This window comes from Sphingobium sp. (assembly GCF_032153725.1).
Classification (GTDB): Bacteria; Pseudomonadota; Alphaproteobacteria; order Sphingomonadales; family Sphingomonadaceae; genus Sphingobium.
The window spans coordinates 55454-75517 of sequence record NZ_JALDYQ010000015.1 but is presented as its reverse complement, the minus strand read 5'-3'; the positions used below and the strand labels follow the sequence as shown (position 1 = coordinate 75517).

The window sequence follows — 20064 nt, the reverse complement described above, 5'->3', positions numbered from 1 at the left end:
CCCAGGAACAACGCGCCATAATTGGTCATGTTCTTGAGGAAATAATCGGGATCGGCGGTCATGACCTGAACATGCTCGGACGCAAGATCGTCGGCGATGCGCACCATTTCCTCATCGCTCTCCGCGACGATCACCTCGCCATAGGCTTCCCACGCCTTGCGGGCATGGTCCGCGGTCGGCAGGATTTCCAGCAGCTTTTCCACCCATTCCATGGTGTCGCGCGCCAGCTTCTTCGACGTGGTCAAAAGCACCGCAGGGCTGTCCGGACCATGTTCCGCCTGTCCCAGCAGATCGGTCGCCGCCAATTCGCCATCACAGCCGATTTCATCAGCGATGACCAGCGTCTCGGTCGGACCGGCGAACAGGTCGATGCCCACCCGTCCATAAAGCTGGCGCTTGGCCTCCGCAACAAAGGCGTTGCCTGGGCCGACCAATATGTCGACCGGGGCGATCGACTGGGTGCCAAGGCCCATGGCCGCGACCGCCTGAACACCGCCCAGGCAGTAGATTTCATCAGCGCCCGCCATCGCCTGCGCCGCGACGATCGCGGGAGCGGGCCTGCCATTGAAAGGCGGCGCGCAGGTGACGACGCGCGGCACGCCCGCGACCTTGGCCGTGATCACCGACATGTGGGCGGAGGCAAGCAGCGGATATTTGCCGCCGGGTACATAGCAGCCGGCCGCGCTCAAGGGCAGATTCCGATGACCCAGCACGACGCCGGGCAAGGTTTCGACCTCGACATCCTTCATCGAGTCCCGCTGGATTTGCGCGAAGTTTCGAACCTGGGTCTGGGCGAACTCGATATCCTTCATGTCTTGCGGCGACAGCATGTCGATACAGGCCTGGATTTCGGTATCGCTCAGCCGGTAGCTGTCGCGATCCCATTTGTCGAACTTCACCGACAGTTCGCGAACCGCATCGTCGCCGCGCTTCTCGATATCCGCCAATATGCCTTCAACCGTGTCGCGAACCTGACGGTTCACCTCAGCCTTCGCCTCTGCGGTCGCGCCGCGCTTCAAATATTTCGCCATGTCTCTTCCACTCCGAAACTCAGTAAATGCCGCCGCTATTGCCGCCAGGTTCCTTGCCGAAGTCACGAAACGCCTCCAGCGACGCCTCCTTCGGGTCCATGGCAACGTCCCAGGTGATTCCCCTGTCGCCAAAGAAGCCCGGCGAATCCGTCTGCCAGAGCGCGGCACCGAACATCATCTCCCAGACGCGCGGTACCCAGCCATCGTCCAGATAATCTGTATCCGCATGATATTCGGCATCGCCGCCCGCCGGACAGGGGAAGTAATAATACATGGCCGACGATATGCGATGCCGATTCAGCGCGGCAGCAAATGGCCGTTCATGCGACCAACCCTTGTCCTGCATATAATTGGCGCCGACCATCACCTCGTCGATATCCTCCAGACCGAAGGCGATATGGGCATATCCGCGCTTGCCCTTCGTCCCCTTATGCTGGGTGGTGAGCCAGAAGATGGTATGATGTTCATAGGTGCCGTCAGCACGCGCGAAGATACCGTTCGCCTTGCTATGATCGCTCATCCGGAAACCTAACCGGTCGCGATAGAATTCATAGGCCGCGACATAATCGTCGGAAAAATACACGATATGATTGATCGTCTTGGGCCGGGCCCGCGCACGCCACTTGCGATGCTGGTTCAACCGCTGGATATGGTCGGGCGCATTGACCGGATCGGGCCGACATAAGACCGGTCGCTTGTTCCACACGCGCAGCCCGATGGGATTGCCGTCGGGGTCGAGGAAATGCGCCGTGCCGTCGGCATCGCGCCGCACTTCCCGGTCCACCGCGACACGCACAACCAATGCCTCCAGATTTTCTGCCGTATCGACGCCCAGAAACATCTCGCGCACGCCTGACCCCGGAAAATAGGCAGGCGGCAGATCCGGATCGTCGGTCGGCCGCATGATCAGGCGCGATCCGCTGGCAAATTCCCACACGCTGCCGTCTGCCGGCCCCTCACCCCGGATCAAGCCATAATCGTCCCAAAAACGGTTGCAGAGTTCCACGTCCTCCACGCCGTAGACGACACTTTCTATTCCCAAAATCGCCATCGCGGGCCTTACTCCCAAATTCCCTGTCGGACACTTGCCCGGTGAATGAGCATCAGATGAAACCGGCATCCTGGCTTGGCAAGAAAATATTATCGTATGAGATAATTATTCAGATATACGCCAGATGACGCTTTTGAAGGCAGCGTCATTGTGGCAGCGACACCTTCGCCCGTTTAAGGGGCAGGACGGCGAAGCGGCCGAAGGGAAGGATGAGGATGGCCAGAAAAGAATTCACCCGGGCATCGGTGATGGCGGCGCTGGGGGCATGGATCGGCTTCATCGTCGGCCCCAACGCGATGATCGCGGCGACCAACAGCAATTTCCTCAATGTCCTTCCGCAAGCGCTTCACACGTCGCGGACGAATATTTCCTTCGTGCTGGCGCTGGCGCTGTGGTTCAACGCTTCGCTGCTGCCCTTTGCAGGACGGGCGATGGACCGGTTCGGGGTCCGCATGGTCATCCTGCCGGGCGCGCTGATCTTCGCGCTCGCCTTCGCGCTTTTGAGCGGCATGGCGCATCTGTGGCAGTTCATTCTGCTTCAGGCACTGCTCACCGTGGGCGCGACGATGACCAGCTCGGTCGGCTATGCCAAGGTCATTTCCATGTGGTTCGACCGCAATCGCGGGCTGGTCCTCGGCCTCTGCGTGGCGCTTGGCGCGGGCGCGAGCCAGACGATCATGCCCAAGGTTTCGGCTTGGCTGATCACGGCCCATGGCTGGCAGGGCGGCTATCTTGGCATTTCGCTCATCATCCTGTGCTTCGGCTTTCCGCTGCTCTGGATGCTGGTCCGCGCGCCCGGCAAGCCCTTGCCCCAGCATGTGAGCGAGGAAGGCGTGCCCGACGGCATCCCCTCTCCGATCGACCAGATCGGCGTGACGCGCGGGCAGGCGCTGCGCCAGCCCGTCTTCTACCTCGTCTTCTTCGCCATCATGTTCGGCTCCATGGCGCTGCTCGGCACGATGCAGCATGCCGTGCCGATGCTGACCGAGCGCGGCCTGCCGCTCAGCACGGCGACGACGGTGATGAGCTTCGTCTTCATGGGCGTGGTCGCGGGCGAATTTTCCGCCGGCTTCATCGTCGACCGCTTCAACACGCCGCGCGTCATCCTGCCCTATTTCATCAGCGCCGCGATCGGCGTCATCACCGTGCATACGCAGAACGACCTGCGCCTGCTGCTGCCCGGCGCGCTGCTGATGGGGCTGGGTCTGGGGGGCGAGGTGGGGCAGAACGCCTATCTCGTCTCGCGCTATTTCGGGCTCAAGGCATTCGGCGCGATTTACGGCATGACCTTTGCGGCGTCGGCAGTGGGCAATGGCACGGGCCTAATCCTGCTCGGCGTGATCCGCGATCAGACGGGCAGCTATGCGATGGGCCGATATCTGGCCGGGGGCGCGATCTGCATTTCGGTCCTGTGCATCGCCAGCCTCAAGCCCTTCGTCTACGCCAGCCGACGGGGGCATTAAGGAAAGAGGCCGGAGCTGGGGAACAGCTCCGGCCCCTTTCGCATCAAACCTTGGGCGCGGACGTCGTATAGTCATCCATGCCGATGAACAGCCGCGAAAAGCGCCAGTGACCCGCCTTGCGCAACTCCACCCGATAGATCACGGTCGCGCCCAATATCAGCCCGTCCGCCGCCACCGACACCAGCCCATAGGCAATCGCCAGGGCGCGATCGGCGGTCAGTTCCTCAATCAATATGTTGCTGAAGCAATGCCGCCGCTGATCCTGCTGCTGCGACAGGACATTGGCGAAGTTGGCGACGATCGCCTTGCCACTCTTCACCGTCTGGAAAGGCTTGCCATTGCCCTTGGCGACCTCCAGCACCGCCTCATCCGTGAACAGTTCGGACAGTATATCGAACCGCAACTCATCATGCGCCATGCCATAACGGGCGAACGCTTCATGGATCAGCAGATAGTCCATCGGATTGGCAAGGGCCGCGACTTTCGAGGGCGCACGCATGGCAACGGCGCCGTCCTTGTGCGCCCATCCCTGACGTGGCTCGCTGGCCTTATTTTCTGCCGCCGCGGAAGGGCCAGAGCCAGGAAACGGCACAGCCGCCGCCCCCGCTATGGCCGTGAACAATAGCGCGCGACGACGATCGTCCATATTCCCTCCTGCGTGAATATTCAGTTGATGCCCAGCAACCGCAACAGATTGCCACTGAGCAGCGCCTGCCGGTCGGCATCGGACAGGCCCGGCAACGCCGCAACCAGCCCGTTTATGTCATAATGGCCCATGTCGAACGGGTAATCGGTGCCGATGACGACATTGCCGATCCCCACCCGCTCGATCAGCAGCGCAAGATCGCGCGGCTCGAACAGAAGGCTGTCGAAATGCAGCTTCGATAAATAGCTGCTGGGCTTGTGCCGGCAGGTGCAGGCATCCGGGCGCTGCGCCCAGGCATGATCGGCACGGCCCATATGCGCGGGCAGATAGCCGCCACCATGGGCCGCCACGATCTTCAGCCCCGGATGCCGATCCAGCACCCCGCCGAAGATCAGGTGCGACAGCGCCACCGCATGTTCCACCGGCTGGCCGACATGGTTGGACAGATAGGCCGGCTCCAGCCGCTCATCCAGCGAGCAGCCCATCGGGTGGATGAAGATGAGCGCCCCCAGTTCCTCCGCCGCCCGCCAGAAGGGATCGAGGCTGCGGTCCGACAGGTCCTTGCCGTCGATGATCGAGCTGATCTCTACACCCTTGAAGCCGAGTGTTTTCACCGCCTGACGCAACTGCTCCACCGCCAGTTTCGGATGCTGCGGCGCCACAGCGCCCAGCGCCAACAGCCGGTCGGGCGCCTGCGCGCACAGTTCCGCCAACGCCTCATTCTGGATGCGCACCAGTTGCTCGGCCAAGTCTTCCGGCGCCCAATAATGATATTGGTTCGGCGACGGGCTGACGACCTGCACGTCGACGCCCATCGCATCCATATCGGCCAGCCGCTTTCCCACCTGCGTCAGCCGGGGGAAGCAATTTGGAATCATAACCTCACGATTATAATCGACCGTCTCCTGCCCCATGGTGCGGATGCGGAACTCTTCCTCTCCCGCCCGTTCGGGCCGCTCGGCCGTCAATTTCTCGACCGCCGGGAACATGGCGTGGGCGTGGATGTCGATGGTCAGCAGCGGCTTGCCATCCGCCCCGACGATCCGGGGCGAGGGCAGCGAGGCGGGCACATCCCCTGGACCGGCGACCACGGCGATCAGTCCAGCCGATAGGTGTCGTCGCCCGACGCACCGCCTGTCATCCAGAACAGATAGGCCCCCAGCGATTCCCGGATCGGGAAGGCGGCGAAGCCGTTGACGATGGTATATTGCGTCGGCAGCTGCTCGAAGGTGGGGCGCGCCCATTCCACGCCGCCCTTGCCCGCGAGATAGCGGGTCGTCTTGACCCCGCTCCAGGCCGGAGGAGTCAGCGTGGCATAGTTGGCGTCAGCCTCCTCGCCCCATTTCTTGCCGGGACGGGGCGTCGCCGGGATATATTTCCACGACAGCAACCCCCGGTTCTGCGGATTGCCCGCCGGGGCATCCGTTTCCACCAGATCCTCCGCCCACAGCTTGGCGAAGGGGAAGCCGCGCCAGCTCATGCTGGTGTGATGGCGACCGTTGAAGTCGCTGACCTCCGGAATGTCGCAGAACAGCTTGTTATGGCCCAGTTCCTCGCGCCCGGTGGTGATGGGATCGGACAGGCTTTCCCAACGCGCCATCAGCAGCGTGCCATGGACATCGCCCTCCGTCTGGCTGGCGTAGATCACGGGCACCTTGACGTCGAACATATTATAGCCGCCGCCCGCCAGCCAGGAAAAGCCGGTCATGTAGATGGCCTCGACCGTGACGACGGGATCGCCCCACAGGCGAAACCCTTCGGGCAGCACAGCCTCCAGCGCCACCCCATCGGTCAGATAGCGGGTGCCGAGGGTCGAACGCACCGGCTCCCGCGCGAAATCCTGCGGCACGCCTTCGGGCGTCCAGCGCGGACAGGGATTGGGGCCGAAAAAGACCGGCATGCGGTAAAATTTGCCGGGTTCGCGGGGGAAAGCCATGGAATGTCCTCTCTGAACGGTTTTCAGGCGCCGACAGGCGTGTCGTTGAACACGGCGCCAGTGCGAATTTCGAGATTTTCGGGCAGCGTGATGCGCAGTTCCTCGCTGAACTCGCCCGACACCAATATGAAGGCCATGCGGCACGGCTTGTCGGATCGGTTTTCCCACGCATGGTCGGTGCCGCGCTGGACGACGACGGTGCCGGGCGTCAGCAGCACCTCGCTGTCGTCCAGGATCATCCAGATTTCGCCTTCCAGCACGATGCCGTAATCGACCGATTTCGTCCGATGCATCATCTTGTGCCGCCCATCGGCGCGCGGCGGCAGCCTGTCGATATGGCCGGGAAAGAAGTCGTTGAAGCGGATTTTCGTGCCCCCTTCCGGCGGCGGCGTGATCAGCGGGCCGTCGGTCGGTTCCGGTTCGTCGGCGGTCAGGATGGCCGGAACGCTTTGCGTATTCCATATCTCGATGAAATCGACGCCGGTGCCGCGGTCGCGGATATTGGGCGGCGTGCCGTCCGACAGGATGATGGACTTGCCGTGGCCGTCATGCCCGGTCACCACCCGGCGGGCGGGTCGGCGCTCAGGACTTGCTTCATTGCTCATCAATTGTCTCCGCAGATCGGTCGAAACCGTAAAGCAGGGCCGGATTGTCAACCAAAATGGCGTTGCGACGGCCCAGCTCCGGCACGGCGGCAGCCAGCAGGTCGAGCAGGTCGCCATCATCGGGCATCCAGCGACTATTGGGATGCGGCCAGTCCGTTCCCCACAGGGTCCGGTCCGGCGCGGCATTGGCCAGCGTCCGCATGAACGGCGCGGCGTCGTTCAATGTCGCCGCCTGCGTCATGCGATCCGCTGCCGAAATCTTGATCCAGACATGCGGCAGCATCACCAGATGCAGCAGCATCTGGAACGCTGGCTGGTCCAGCCCATAGCCCGCATCCAGCCGCGCCATATGATCGATCACCACCGGGCAGGGCAGATCGGCAAGGAAAGCCGCTTCCTCCTTCATTGAGGCCGCATCGACATGAAAGACCAGATGCCAGCCCATTGGCCCCACCCGGTCCAGCACGCGCAATATCGCATCATGGCCCGGCCGCGTACCCAGATGCCCGACACAATTGAACCGCGCCCCGCGAAAGCCTGCCCGGTCCATCGCCGCCAGATCGTCATGGGACAGACTGTCATCGACGATCCCGACCCCGCGATAGGCCCCCTGCCCCCGCTCCAGCGCATCCAGCATGGCGTTGTGATCGGTGCCATATGCCGCGGGCTGCACGAACACCGCCCGCGACAGGCCCAGCGCGCGCGTCATCTGCCGATAGCGCTCCAGCGGCGTTTCCGCCGGTTCGTAGGCCCGCCCCGGCAGATAGGGAAAGCGCGCGGCCGGCCCGAAAATATGGCAATGGCTGTCGCACGCCCCCACGGGAACGGTCCAGTCGGTCGCCCCATGCGGATTGGCATGCGGCGGCGGCAAAGGCGTCAGCATAGGCGCAGACATGGAAGCAGGCATGGGATCAGGCCGCCATCACGCCGCCATCAATGGCGAAATTCGCCCCCGTCACCCAGGTCGATTCGTCCGAGGCGAGGAACAGCGCGGCGTTGGCGATATCCTCCGGCTTGCCGAGGCGCTTGATGAGCAGGCGTTGCAGGATGCGCTCCGCCACCGCGCCGCTGCTGGTGCCCGCCGCCGCCGTCGCCGCCGTCTGCACCATGCCCGGCGCGATGGTGTTGCAACGGATGCCGTGCGCGCCGCCTTCTATGGCGATCTGACGGCTCATCGCCTCCACCGCCGCCTTGCCCGCGCAATGGGCAATCATGCCGGTGTTCACCGAGCCACGCCCGGCATTGACCGAGGAGAAGTTGACGATCGACCCGCCACCTACCTTGATCATCCACGGCCAGGCCGCCTTCACTGCCAGGAACACGAGATCGACCTCGCCCACCAGGGTCGGAATCCATTCCTCCTCATAATCCATGGTCGCGACCGGGGCCATGTGCGGCGCGATGGCGGCGGCATTCACCAGAATGTCGATGCGGCCATGTTTCTCGCCCGCAAAATCGATATAGCGCTTCACATCTTCCGGCTTGGTGAGGTCTATGGGATGGACGCTCTCGAACGCCAGCCCTTCGGCACGGGCCAACTCGACCGTCGCATCCGCCCATTTCGCCGAAATGTCGCAACCCACGACGGTCGCCCCTTCCCGCGCGAACCGCAACGCGATCCCCTGCCCGATGCCCGCCCCGATGCCGGTGACGAGCGCGATCTTGCCTTCCAGACGGCCTGCCATCTTGTCCTCCCCTATGCCGCGATCAAAGATCGGCCATGGTCATGAAGCGGGTCTGCAAATAAGGCTCAATCGCCTCCGACCCACCTTCGAACCCATAACCCGAATCCTTCATCCCGCCGAAGGGCGTTTCGGGATGGCCGAGGCCAAAATGGTTGAAGGAGATCATGGCGCTCTCCACCTTCTCGATCACCTCCTTGGCCGTCAGCGAGGATGTGGTGAAGGCATAGGCCGACAGCCCGTAAGGCAGGCGATTGGCCTCGGCATAGGCCGCCTCGCGATCATCGAAGCGGTTGATCATCGCGATCGGGCCGAAGGGTTCCTCATTCATCAGCGCCGCGCTGGTCGGGACATCCGTGAACACGGTCGGCTCGAAGAAGAAGCCCGCATTGCCGATCCGCTTGCCGCCGGTGCGGAGCCTGGCACCCTTTTCCAGAGCATCGGCGGTCAGCCGCTCCATCGCCTCGACCCGGCGGATATTGGCGAGCGGCCCGGTGGTCGTCGCGGGATCAAGCCCCCCGCCCGGCTTCAGCGCCGCCGCCGCCTCGATGAAGGTCGCCGCGAACGGCTCATAGGCATCGCCCTCGATCAGGAAGCGGGTCGGATTGACGCAGCTCTGCCCGGCATTACGGAACTTGTTGCCGACCAGCGCCCTGGCCGTCGCGACCGGATCGGCATCCCTGAACACCAGCACCGGCGCATGGCCGCCCAGTTCCATCGTCGTCAGCTTCATATGCTTGCCCGCCAGCGCGGCGAGATGCTTGCCGACCACGGTTGACCCGGTGAAGCTGATCTTGCGCACCAGCGGATGCGGCACCAGATATTCGGAAATCTCCGCTGGCGTGCCGTAAACCAGATTGACCGACCCGGCCGGCGCGCCCGCATCGACAAAGGCGCGCACCAGCTCGGCGCAGCTGCCCGGCGCCTCTTCCGGCCCCTTCACCACCAGCGAGCAACCCGCCGCCAGCGCGCCCGCCACCTTGCGGACGATCTGGTTGACAGGGAAATTCCACGGCGTGAACGCCGCGACGATGCCAACCGGCTCGCGCAGCACCAGATTGGTGATATTGCCAGCGCGGCCCGGAATGACGCGGCCATAGACGCGCTGCGCCTCGCCCGCCATCCAGTCGCAGGCCTCTGCGGCGCGCTCCACCTCGCCGCGCGCTTCGCCTATCATCTTGCCCTGTTCCAGCACCATCTGGATCGCGATATCCTCGGACCGCTCGCGCAACAGCCGGGCGGCGCCGTTCAGCACCCTGGCGCGCTCCAGCGGCGACACCTTGCGCCATGCCGCCAACCCCTTTTCCGCGGCCGCGAGGGCACGGTCCAGATCATCGATCCCGGCATGAGCGACAGTACCGATCGGCTCACCCGTGGCGGGATTGACGACGCTGAGCGTCCGGCCGCTAGCGGCAGGCGACCATGCGCCATCGATCAGAAGGGAAACGCTGCGATAGGCCGGCATGTCAGCCATAGATCCTCTCCATCAGGGAATTACGGCGATCGCCGTCTCGATGCCGATCGAATATTAGCGCATAAGATAATTGTCAACACGCCCGCTTGACCGTTCGGCATTAATTCTCTTATCCGATAATTATGATGGCGCCGAGCGCGCGATCAACCAGAGGAGGATCGCATGAAACTTGTACTGTTCACCCCCATGATCGATGCGCCAGCATCCGATGCGCGCGCCGGCCTGTTGACGGAGAAGGGCGTGATCGACGCCTCTTCGGTCGTGCCCGGCGCCCCGGCGCCGCAGCAGATCATGACCGGCCTGATCGACGCCTATGCCACGCTGAAGCCCGCGCTCGAAGCACTGATCGAGTCGGCGCCCGCCTTGCCGCTCGACTCCATTCGCCTGCTCCCACCACTGCCGCGCCCCGGCAAGATCGCCAACTGCATCGCCAATTATTGGGAACATGCCCAGCGCGAAGCCCGCCCGCTCAACATGTTCCTGAAAAATGCCGATGCCGTCATCGGGCCGGGCGACACAGTCGAACTGCCCGATTATCAGGAACCCTATGCCTTCATGCACGAAGCTGAACTGGGCCTGGTCTTCAAGGGACCGTCCAGGAAGGTCAGCCAAGCCAATTGGCGCGACGCGATCTTCGGCTATACCTGCTTCATGGATATCACCGCACGCGAAAGCGGTCGCCGGACATGGCGCAACAATAGCTGGATGGGCAAGAGCTTCGACACATTCGCGCCGATCGGACCCTGCATCGTAACAGCGGATGAGATCGAGAATCCGAACAACCTGTGGGTCCAGTTCTGGAACGATGATCAACTTCGCCACAATTACATCACCGACGATATGGAGCATCCGGTGCCCGAAATCGTCGAGTTCATCACCACGATCATGACAATGAACTCTGGCGATATCGTCGCCTGCGGCACCAATCATGAAGGATTGGGCTTCATTCAGGACGGCGAGACATTGACCATCAAAATTCACGGCATCGGCGAATTTTCGGTCAAGGTCAGCGACCCGCTGAAGCGGACATGGGAACGCGGCGTCTATATGGGCGAGGGATCGACCCATCATGACGCGGTGAAGCGCCATAAGCCCGAAACCGTGCTCCACGGCTATGAACTGCCGACCGAGGGCGCGCAAAATGGCTGACGCCGTCTTCAGCCGCTGGCCCTGGGCACCCGGCCTGACCGACAGGGAGGCGCGCGCGCTGTTCGACGCGACGGGCGGCTGGCCGCTCCGGTCGGTCGAGGGGGAGGAGGAACTGGCCCTGCTTCGCCATGACGGCCAACTGCCCGCGACACCCGCCGGCGGCGCCCACTACCGGCTGGAACAGGTCAGCGACACCGGCCCCGCATCGGAACCGTTCGGCGTCATCATGCTGGTCGCCTTCAACGTGCCCGCCGATCGCGCGGCGGAGGTCGATCACTGGTATGATGAGGAACATATCGACCTTTTGATGAAGGCCGATGGCTGGCTCCGCGCACGCCGCTATCGCGTCCAGTCGCATGGCGGCGGACCGCAATGGACCAGCATGGCCTTTCACGAACTACGCGACATTTCGGTGATGGCCTCGCGCGAACGCGCCTTCGCCCGATCGACCGCATGGCGAGCGGAACTGGAGAAGGAAAGCTGGTTCCCCGCAGCAGGCAGAGGCGTGTTTCGTCCGCTTGCCCGTTGAGAGAGGCGCGAGGCGGCTCTGAAGGATTTGTCCGGTGGTGGCCATTTGTGGACGATTATTCCTCGTCACCCCGGACTTGATCCGGGGTCCCGCTTTTCTTTTCGGAGCGCGCCTGAAAAGGTAGCGGGACCCCGGGTCAAGCCCGGGGTGACGAAAAGGAGACGGTCCGCAATCCACCCATGCCCGCCGTCAAGGCGCTTACATCGCACCGAATGGCGATCCGGCTTAATCCCGCTTCGTCACTCCATTCAACACCAGATCGCAAACGAACGTCTTGTAGACCGCGCGCAATTCTTCCTCGTCGATCGGCGCACCCTGCGCGACTTCGAGCTGGCGCCGCGCCGACACGAAGAACTCCGCCATGCCGATCACCACGACATAGAGCAGCCCCGGGTCCATCCCCCGAAAACTGCCGTCGACCAGTCCCGCCCGCAAGATGGCGCCATAGGCGCCCTGCCCGCGATTGGTGAATTTCGCGATCATCTCCTGCGCGGCCGGATCATCCGAGGTCGCGATTTCCGACACGATCAACTGGTGGAAGAAGGGAAAGGTCGCATTGAGGTCGATCAGCGCGCCGATCCGCGCGCAAAGGCGGCTGCGCGGGCTGCCGTCCGACTGCTCGGCGGCCAGTTCGACCTGCTTGCCGAACCGCTCCGTCACCCGCTCCGCCACGGCCACCAGCAGCGTCGCCCGGTTCTTGAAATAATAGCGGATCAGCGAGGGATGCACGCCCACCGCCCGCGCCACCACCACCGGGGTGATCGCGGAGGGCGGCTGGTGCTTCAGCAATTCGATCGTGGCGTCGATCAGGCCTTCACGCCCGACCGCATGATCCGCGCCGCCTTCTCCCGTGGAGGCGGTACGCGGCCGACCCCGGCTTCGCACCACAGCTCCGGCCTTTGCCGGTTCGCCTTTCTTCGCCATCATCCATCCCTCATAACCGATATACCGCCCTAGCCAGCATTGGCATGGCGCTGCAACAGGATATTAGGCTCAGCAATAAATATTGAGGCTTCATGACTGGCATCTTTCCCCCGCTCGACATTCCGGCAGGCCCCGACCGCCTGCCCCGGCAGAATCCGGCAGATTATGACGCCGGGCAGCGCGAAGCCGCCGCCGCCCTGATCGCGTCCCCCCGCGGCGAGGTGCGCGGCCCCTTCGTGCCCATGATGCGCAGCCCGCAATTGATGGACCGCGCACAGAAACTGGGCGAATTTCTCCGCTATCAATGCTCCATCCCCGAACGGTTGCGCGAATGGGCGATCATCGTCACCGCGCGCTTCTGGCAGCAGGCCTATGAATGGCATGTCCACGCCCCGCTCGCGGCCAGGGCCGGGGTCGCCATCCCCGCCATCGCCGCGCTTGCGGAGGGCAGGATGCCCGATAGCGCAGCGGCGGATGAACGCATCGTGCATGATTTCTGCCTCGCTCTCCATCGGGATCATTTTGTCGGGGACGCGCTCTATGCAGAGGCGCTGTCGCTGCTGGGGGAAAAGGGCGTGGTCGAACTATCGGGAATCTGCGGCTATTACGCCCTGCTGGCGATGATGCTGAACATGGCGCGGACGCCCGCGCCGGGAGAAGCCTTCGCCATCCCATTTTAGAAGCTGAAAAAGCGGTCAGGGAATAACCCCGACCGCCTCTTCCGTCCTGGGAAATTGCACGAACTCGATCAGATTGCCCTCATTGTCGCGGATGAAGCTGGCCGCGCGCCCGTCGGGCAGTTCCTTCAGCCAGACCACGTCCGCGCCGCGCGCCCTCAACCGCCCGATCGTCGCCCGCACATCGGCCACGGAAAAGGCGACATGCTTGTTGCCACAGGTCAAAAGGTCATCGTCCGGCACCCGCCGTTCGATATCCGCCGCCCTGGGATCGGGCACCTTCAGCAACTCGACATGCAGCGCGCCATTGCCCAGCACCGCGATCTCCGCCGGGATGGAGGCGAGATGATAACGCCGCTGAAGGGTGAAACCCAACATGGCTTCCCACCAGTCGATGGAGGCATCCATGTCCGCCACGCTGACGCCGACATGGTGGAACCAGATTTCCTGACCGTTCATTTCCCCATCCCCTGTCATATGGCCTGCCGGATCACCGCCCCCAGCTTCGCGCTCAATTCGCGCTGCTCCGCAATCGGAGCGAGCGCCATTTCCAGTTCGCCAATGGCAACCGACCCCTCCAATATCGTCCGGCACCGCTCATAGCGCCGCTCGGTAAAGGCCGAAAACAGCACCTCGCTATCTTCGAACCGCCCGATCATCTCGCCCAGCACCACCGCATCCTCGATCGCCATGCCCGCGCCATAGCCGACATGCGGCGTCGTCGCGTGGGCGGCATCACCGACCAGCAGCACATGCCCCTTATGCCATGGCGGCGGCTGGAGCACGACCTCCAGCGGGCGATAGTTGATCAGCGCATGATCATCCAGTTCCGCGACGATGCCCGCGAAATGACCGCCGAACTGCCCCAGCTTCGCGCGCAATATGGCCAGCCATTGTTCCTGCGGCATCCACGGATTGCCGAGCGCCGTTTCCAGCAGGTAGACATACATGAGATCGTCGGAAATCGGGTTGAAGCCTGCCTTGGCGCCCTGCCCGGAATAGACCCAGGTGGCGGTGACATCGGCCGGACGCGACACCACAGCGCGCCAGCAGCCCTGACCGGTGAATTTGGGCCGCGGGCTGCCGGGGAAGATCATGCCCCGCACCCGCGAAAACAACCCATCGGCGCCAATGACGAAGCGATGCGGCGCCTGCACGCCGTCGCTGGTCGTCACGATGACGTGATCGCCCGCCTCCTCCCCAATCTCCGCCAGAGCCTCGACCGTCACGCCGGTCCTTACCCTGATCCCGGCGTCGCGCACCGCATCGCGCATCACTTCATGCAGGCGCGGCCGCAATATGCCGCCCATATTGGGGATATCCTCGCCAAAGAGCGGCGCGGTGCTCCCCTCCGCCAGCACCGTGCCGTCCGCATCGCAGGTCCGCGCCGGCCCGACCGAGGCAAAACCCGCTTGCCTAACCGCGTCCAGCAATCCCAGCTGCGCGAAGGCGCGCAAGGCTCCGCCGTTCAGCGTCAATCCCGCCCCCAGCGCGTTCCAGCTGGGATCGATCTCGACGATCTCGGTCGTCACGCCCGCCCGATGCAGGGCGATGGCGCAGGCCATGCCGCCCATGCCGCCGCCCACGATTAAAACCGGAAGATCCTTGCGCATCGCTCACCATATCCACTCTTGTCTCGCCCCATGGGCGTTGACACCAGCAGTAGCAAGCATGGCGGCGTGTCACAGCCTCGTACCCGTATATCAGCCTTAGCAACAGCGCTTGGGATCAGGCAGCCACCGGCAGATAGGCAGGCGGGGCATCCTCGCCGTCGGTGTCGGGCAGGCGCCGGACCAGATCGGACAGCAACCGCGCGATCTTGCGGATGGCCAGCGTCGCGGGCCGCTGGTTGGAACGGACCAGCACGAGCAGCAGTTCCAGCGCGGGATCGGCGATATTGGCGGCCACCAATTCGCCATTGCCCACCTCCTGCCGCACCGCCATGCGGCTGGTGACCGTCCATCCCATGCCCGCGCCGACCAGCGCCTTCTGCATCATCAGCGTGTCGGCCTGCGTCGCGAAACGCAGCGGCACATCCTGTCGGCGCGCATGATGTTCGACCAGCATGCGCAGTGGGTTGGGTGGCTTGGCCATCACCAGCGGCAGCTCGGCCAGATCGCGAAAAGGGACGGTATCGCGCGACGCCAGCCCATCCCCGGCCGGCCCCGCCAGACAGAGCGGCAGGCGCAGCAGCGCCTCCTCCGATGGCCCCACGGTGCCCGGCTCCCGCAATACGAAGGCCAGGTCGACGCGCCCCGTCGCCACCTGTTCGGCCAGTTGCCCGCCGGTCGCTTCAGTAAGGTGCAGTTCGACGCCGGGAAACAGCCGCGCCGCCTCCGCCGCGAACTCCGCGGCGATGCGCAGCGAAGGCAGCAGCCCGACGCTGACGCGCCCTACCGGCACGCCGGCCTGCCCCTTGATATCCAGCATGATCTGGGCGGCTTCCTCCACCATGGCGCGCACGCGGGGCAATATGGCTTCGCCCACTTCGGTCAGCGCGACGCCACGCCCTGTGCGGTAGAACAGGCTGCACCCGCATTGCGCCTCCAGCGCATTGATATGGCGGCTGATGACCGGCTGCGGCCGGTTCAGTATGACCGCCGCCTTCGACAGGCTGCCCATCTCGCTGACGAGGAGGAAAAGCTTCCAGCGCTCAAAATCCATATGCTCTCCTGCGTGCGGCCCGATCCGGCTCTTTCGTGATAAATTCACCTACACGCTAATTTTATTAAAAGCAATGGGCTCTGCAGTTCAGCGACTGGCTGTTATGCATCCGCGCGCCTAGCACAGGGACGAAATCCTTGCGCATAATCCACGAAAATAGAGGCAATAGGGGAGTATGAGGGCATGCCGTATCGAAAGATCCTGTTGATCACCACCGCGTGTCTGGGCGCGACGCTGGGCGGCGCAAATGCCGTGATTGCGCAAGATCGGGCAAATCAGACAGGCGATAATTTCGCTGTCGCGGACATCATCGTCACCGCCGAGCGGCGCGAAACCTCCATCCAGAAATCGGCGCTGAACGTCACCGTGCTGGGCGCGGAAGCGCTGGGCAATCGCGGCATCGGCGACAGCCGCACCATGCTGGACTCAGTGCCGGGCCTGAAGATGACGGTCGCCAATCCCAACGCCTATATCGGGCTTTACGGCCTCGCCAGTGGCTCCGGCACGCAATATTCCGACGCGGTGATGGGGTTCAACTATGGCGGCGTCCCGCTCGCGCGTCAGACCTCGGCCTCGTCCTCCTATTATGATCTGGAACGCGTCGAAGTCCTGAAAGGACCCCAGGGCACGCTGTACGGCCGCAACGCGACGGTCGGCGCGATCAACCTGATCCCGGCGCGCCCGACACAGAAACGTGAAGGCGCGCTCAGCATCACGGTCGGCAACTACGATACGGTGAACACCAGCGGTCATTTCAACCTGCCCATCAACGACACATTGTCGAGCCGCCTCGCCTTCCAGACGACGCGGCATGACGGCTATTTCACCAACGGGCTGGACGATGCGAACAATTATGGCCTGCGCGGCAGCCTGTTGTTCGAACCCTCGTCCGACCTGTCGGTCCTGTTGTTCGCGGACGCCTATTTCAACCGCGCGCGCGGCCCCTACAGCACCTGGCGCTATTATCTGGGCAGCGATCAGCAATGGATCGATCCGGACAATCCCTGGTTCGGCCTGGGCGCGGCGGGGACGTGCGGCAATCAGTTGCTTTGCCCCAGCTTCGCAGCGACCAGCGTGGGCGGCGTCAATTCAGTCAGCAATCCGCAGGGCTTCACCAACACCGGCGCGACCGGCTATGGCAGCAACTCGGTCTATGGCACGGACGGCCGCAACAATGCCGACCAGATCATCCTGTCGTCGGAGATCCGCTGGCGCACCGGCATCGGCACGCTTACGATCCAGCCGGCTTGGGTCCACACGAAAATCGACTATTTCACCTATTCCAACGGCCTCAACTTCTCCAACCTGACCAAGGCGGACCAGACTTCGCTGGAAGCGCGCCTCGCCTCCGACGGCAACGGCCCGCTGCGCTGGGTGGTCGGCGGCTTCCTGTTCCACGAACATCAGGACGCCTTCCTCAACAATCTGCAAAGCACCGGCTATGCGATCCTGCGCACGCCCAATCTGGTGGACGACAATGCCGCCGCCTTTGCCGACGCGACCTGGTCGCTGACCGACAGCCTGCGCCTGACCGGCGGCCTGCGCTATACCCATGAGAAGAAGTCGCAGGACGGCTACACCACCGCCAGCGGCCTTTCGACCAGCGACGTGGCGACGATCCGCGCGGCCGGCGGCACCTGCACCACCGGCGCGACGCCCGCCAATCCGATCCTTTATGACGGCCAATATTATTTCCCGTCCAACTTCTGCGTCGTCGCCAATAGCGGCCGTTACAAGGAAAATAATCTGAGCTGGAAGGCGGGACTGGAATTCGACCCGCGCCCCGGATCGATGCTTTACGCCACCGTGCGCACCGGCTTCCGCGCGGGCGGCTTCACCGTCGGCACGCAGAATGATTATAAGCCCGAAAAGCTGACCGCCTATGAAGTCGGCTCCAAGAACCGCTTCTTCGACGGCCGCCTGCAAGCCAATTGGTCCGCCTTCTACTGGCGCTACAAGAACCAGCAGATCAGTCAGTTGCAGCTTTATTATCTGAACGGCATCGCCATCGGCCAGACCAGCTATCCGTCCAATTTCGACGGCAATCTCCATGGCGCGGAACTGGACTTGCAGGCGGCGGTGACGCGCAACGATCGCCTGAGCCTCGACATCCTTTATGCCAGAGGCAAATATGACCAGACGCCACCGGTCGCCACCGTCAATAGCAGCGCACTGACGCCGCAATATGATCTGCCGCGCATCAACCTGCCCAAATGGTCGATCAGCGGCGGCTATAATCACCGCTTCGACCTTGCCAATGGTGGCAATGTCAGCGCCGGTGTCCACGCCCATTTCGAAAGCAGCGCGCGGCTTCGCATCATCGATCCCGCCTTGCTGACCAGGGGCGACATTCGCGACGCCTATGTCAAGACCGACCTCGACCTCACCTATAATGCCCCGAACGACGCCTGGTCGCTGCAAGCCTTTGTCCGCAACGTCACCAATGAAGCAGTGGTCGGCGTCGGCTCCAGCGGACAGACCGCGCTTGGCACCTTCTTCCGTCCCAGCAGCAATCCGCTGGGCCACCGCTCCGCCACGCTCGACCCGCCCCGGACATGGGGCGTGCGGCTCTCGGCGCATTTCTGAAATCAACAGGGCTTTCCGCATGAGGAAAATATTCGAACCGTTCCTCCGTCCTCCCGATCGAGCGCGGCGCTGAATCCATAAAAATCAGGAGATTATATGACGGACATGACCCATGGCCTCAACCGTCGCGCCATGCTGACGGGCATCGGCGCGGGGAGCGCAGCGGCAACCGCCGTGATGCTGGCCGCCGCCCCCAGGGCCGCGACCGCCGCCAGCGTGCCCGGCGAGGACGTCTGCCGGATCACCCCCGATGTGGTGGACGGCCCCTATTATGTGGACGAGCAGATCGTCCGCCGCGACATTACCGAAGGCAGGCAGGGCATTCCCCTGGAAATGCGCGTGCGCGTGGTCGACGCCTCCTGCCGCCCGGTCGCGGACGCACGGGTCGATTGCTGGCAGGCGGACGCGCTCGGCATCTATTCCAACTTCCCCAACCAGGGCGACGATCTGAAGGTCGCGACGCCCGGCCAGACCTTCCTGCGCGGCACGCAGATGACCGACGCGGACGGCTGGGTCGTCTTCAGTTCGATCTTCCCCGGCTGGTATCGCGGGCGCACCACCCATGTGCATTTCAAAATCTATATTGGCGGGCGCACGCGCCTCACCGCGCAGATGTTCTTCCCCGACGCGATCAACGAATATGTCTACACCCATGTGCCAGGCTATACGCGCGCGGCGGTCCGCGACACGATCAACGTCACCGACTGGATCATGGAGGCGGGCAGCCGTGCCATGGTGGCGCAGGTGAAGGAAGAACTGGACCGCTATGTCGCCACCATCACCTATGGCGTCGATCCCCGCGCTACCCCGGCTGCTGCGGAACAAATGCCCTGTCCGCCCGCGCCTGCCCTGTGCGTGCCGGAACCCGGCGCTCCGCCGACCGGCACGGATCGGATCGCGTCGCTCGTCCCTTCCAAGGCCGCGCTCGACCGTCCCAAGGCGCAGAAGCCCCCACTCCCGGAAGGCTGGAAATCGTCCGCAAGACGCGCTGGAAATAGGGGCTGATCGTCAGGTTACAGGGGCAGGCATAACGTTGCGCGACGTTATAATTAGCGCTTAAATGAATTATCACTTGCGCGCTGTTGCCCTCCCATCATAGGACCATGATGAACGGTCCGTACAGGCCCGGAAGAATTTTGAGGAGAGCGTCATGGCCAACATGGCAGCATGGGCAGACAGGCTGGCGGCGACCCCCGTCAGCCTTGCGATACAAAGTCATGAATGGGTCATTCCCACCATTCAGAGCATCCACATCCTGGCCATCGCGGCGGTCATGTCGTCGATCGCCATGCTCAACCTGCGCCTCGCGGGCCTGATCGGCCATCACCAGTCGGTGCGGGACATGGCGCACCGCTTCCTGCCATGGCTGTGGCGCGCGCTGCCGGTCCTGCTGATCACCGGATGCCTGATGATCGTCGGGGAACCGGCGCGCGAACTGCTCAATCCCTTTTTCTGGTACAAGATGACGATGCTGCTGGCCGTCGTCCTGCTGACCCTGCCGCTCCAGCGCATGATCGAGGACCGCCCCTTCCGCGAGCATGATGCGGGCAAGCGCCAGCTGATCCGCCTCATTGCCCTTTTCTCGCTCATGCTCTGGCTGGCCATCGTCTTTTGCGGACGCTGGATCGCCTACGCCTGACGCGCGCC

General features: G+C 63.5%; 20 protein-coding genes. 7 read left to right on the top strand and 13 right to left on the bottom strand.

Annotated elements, in window-relative coordinates; all coding sequences use genetic code 11:
• Positions 1-1031, bottom strand: a 1031-nt coding sequence (gene hisD, locus RUH75_RS07450; protein WP_313803807.1) for a histidinol dehydrogenase, incomplete at its 3' end; no start/stop codon positions are given.
• Between the two features lie 19 nt (positions 1032-1050).
• Positions 1051-2082 carry a VOC family protein gene (locus RUH75_RS07445; protein ID WP_313803804.1) on the bottom strand — a complete coding sequence of 344 codons (1032 nt, stop codon included), beginning with the start codon at positions 2080-2082 and terminating at the stop codon, positions 1051-1053.
• A gap of 215 nt (positions 2083-2297) precedes the next feature.
• On the opposite strand from RUH75_RS07445, the gene RUH75_RS07440 reads away from it, so the two are divergent.
• Positions 2298-3545, top strand: a complete 1248-nt coding sequence (locus RUH75_RS07440) for an MFS transporter (RefSeq protein ID WP_313803801.1) — start codon at positions 2298-2300, stop codon at positions 3543-3545.
• Between the two features lie 43 nt (positions 3546-3588).
• On the opposite strand, the gene RUH75_RS07435 is transcribed toward RUH75_RS07440, so the two are convergent.
• Genes RUH75_RS07435 through RUH75_RS07405 form a run of 7 tightly spaced genes read right to left on the bottom strand, consistent with a single transcriptional unit; the run spans position 3589 to position 9888 of the window.
• Complete coding sequence (locus tag RUH75_RS07435; RefSeq protein ID WP_313803798.1) at positions 3589-4191, bottom strand: nuclear transport factor 2 family protein; 603 nt, start codon at positions 4189-4191, stop codon at positions 3589-3591.
• A gap of 20 nt (positions 4192-4211) precedes the next feature.
• Positions 4212-5282 carry an amidohydrolase family protein gene (locus RUH75_RS07430; protein ID WP_313803795.1) on the bottom strand — a complete coding sequence of 357 codons (1071 nt, stop codon included), beginning with the start codon at positions 5280-5282 and terminating at the stop codon, positions 4212-4214.
• 5 nt (positions 5283-5287) lie between these two features.
• Complete coding sequence (locus tag RUH75_RS07425; protein WP_313803792.1) at positions 5288-6127, bottom strand: acetoacetate decarboxylase family protein; 840 nt, start codon at positions 6125-6127, stop codon at positions 5288-5290.
• 23 nt (positions 6128-6150) lie between these two features.
• The gene (locus tag RUH75_RS07420; RefSeq protein ID WP_313803790.1) at positions 6151-6732 is read right to left on the bottom strand and encodes a cupin domain-containing protein; all 582 of its coding nucleotides are present in this window, start codon (positions 6730-6732) and stop codon (positions 6151-6153) included.
• Positions 6722-7627, bottom strand: coding sequence for an amidohydrolase family protein (locus tag RUH75_RS07415; protein WP_313803788.1), 906 nt, complete (start codon positions 7625-7627; stop codon positions 6722-6724). The genes RUH75_RS07420 and RUH75_RS07415 overlap by 11 nt, the downstream gene beginning before the upstream one ends.
• Before the next feature lie 16 nt (positions 7628-7643).
• The gene (locus RUH75_RS07410) at positions 7644-8417 is read right to left on the bottom strand and encodes an SDR family oxidoreductase (RefSeq protein WP_313803786.1); all 774 of its coding nucleotides are present in this window, start codon (positions 8415-8417) and stop codon (positions 7644-7646) included.
• Positions 8418-8439: 22 nt separating this feature from the next.
• On the bottom strand, positions 8440-9888 hold the full coding sequence (locus RUH75_RS07405) for an NAD-dependent succinate-semialdehyde dehydrogenase (RefSeq protein WP_313803784.1): 1449 nt from the start codon (positions 9886-9888) through the stop codon (positions 8440-8442).
• Positions 9889-10050: 162 nt separating this feature from the next.
• Between RUH75_RS07405 and RUH75_RS07400 the strand changes: the two genes are divergently transcribed.
• A complete protein-coding gene (locus RUH75_RS07400; protein ID WP_313803782.1) occupies positions 10051-11037 on the top strand; it encodes a fumarylacetoacetate hydrolase family protein in 987 nt (328 codons plus the stop codon).
• Positions 11030-11566 (top strand): DUF4286 family protein, encoded by a 537-nt coding sequence (locus RUH75_RS07395; protein ID WP_313803779.1) that lies wholly within the window; start codon positions 11030-11032, stop codon positions 11564-11566. Before RUH75_RS07400 ends, RUH75_RS07395 begins: the two co-directional genes overlap by 8 nt.
• Before the next feature lie 225 nt (positions 11567-11791).
• On the opposite strand, the gene RUH75_RS07390 is transcribed toward RUH75_RS07395, so the two are convergent.
• Positions 11792-12490: a hypothetical protein gene (locus tag RUH75_RS07390; RefSeq protein WP_313803776.1), complete on the bottom strand. Its 699-nt coding sequence runs from the start codon at positions 12488-12490 to the stop codon at positions 11792-11794.
• A gap of 92 nt (positions 12491-12582) precedes the next feature.
• Between RUH75_RS07390 and RUH75_RS07385 the strand changes: the two genes are divergently transcribed.
• Complete coding sequence (locus tag RUH75_RS07385) at positions 12583-13170, top strand: carboxymuconolactone decarboxylase family protein (protein WP_313803773.1); 588 nt, start codon at positions 12583-12585, stop codon at positions 13168-13170.
• 15 nt (positions 13171-13185) lie between these two features.
• Here the strand turns inward: RUH75_RS07385 and RUH75_RS07380 are convergent, their stop codons facing one another.
• The 3 genes from RUH75_RS07380 to RUH75_RS07370 form a co-directional block, all read right to left on the bottom strand.
• Positions 13186-13644 carry a VOC family protein gene (locus tag RUH75_RS07380; RefSeq protein ID WP_313803770.1) on the bottom strand — a complete coding sequence of 153 codons (459 nt, stop codon included), beginning with the start codon at positions 13642-13644 and terminating at the stop codon, positions 13186-13188.
• A complete protein-coding gene (locus RUH75_RS07375) occupies positions 13641-14780 on the bottom strand; it encodes an FAD-dependent monooxygenase (protein WP_313803767.1) in 1140 nt (379 codons plus the stop codon). Before RUH75_RS07375 ends, RUH75_RS07380 begins: the two co-directional genes overlap by 4 nt.
• 115 nt (positions 14781-14895) lie before the next feature.
• Positions 14896-15831 (bottom strand): LysR family transcriptional regulator, encoded by a 936-nt coding sequence (locus tag RUH75_RS07370; protein ID WP_313803764.1) that lies wholly within the window; start codon positions 15829-15831, stop codon positions 14896-14898.
• Positions 15832-16014: 183 nt separating this feature from the next.
• On the opposite strand from RUH75_RS07370, the gene RUH75_RS07365 reads away from it, so the two are divergent.
• The 3 genes from RUH75_RS07365 (at position 16015) to RUH75_RS07355 (ending at position 20056) form a co-directional block, all read left to right on the top strand.
• Entirely contained in the window at positions 16015-18417 is a 2403-nt protein-coding gene (locus RUH75_RS07365) for a TonB-dependent receptor (RefSeq protein ID WP_313803762.1), read from the top strand.
• A gap of 96 nt (positions 18418-18513) precedes the next feature.
• Positions 18514-19422: an intradiol ring-cleavage dioxygenase gene (locus tag RUH75_RS07360; protein WP_313803759.1), complete on the top strand. Its 909-nt coding sequence runs from the start codon at positions 18514-18516 to the stop codon at positions 19420-19422.
• A gap of 145 nt (positions 19423-19567) precedes the next feature.
• Positions 19568-20056 carry a DUF6644 family protein gene (locus RUH75_RS07355; RefSeq protein ID WP_313803756.1) on the top strand — a complete coding sequence of 163 codons (489 nt, stop codon included), beginning with the start codon at positions 19568-19570 and terminating at the stop codon, positions 20054-20056.
• Positions 20057-20064: the final 8 nt, after the last annotated feature.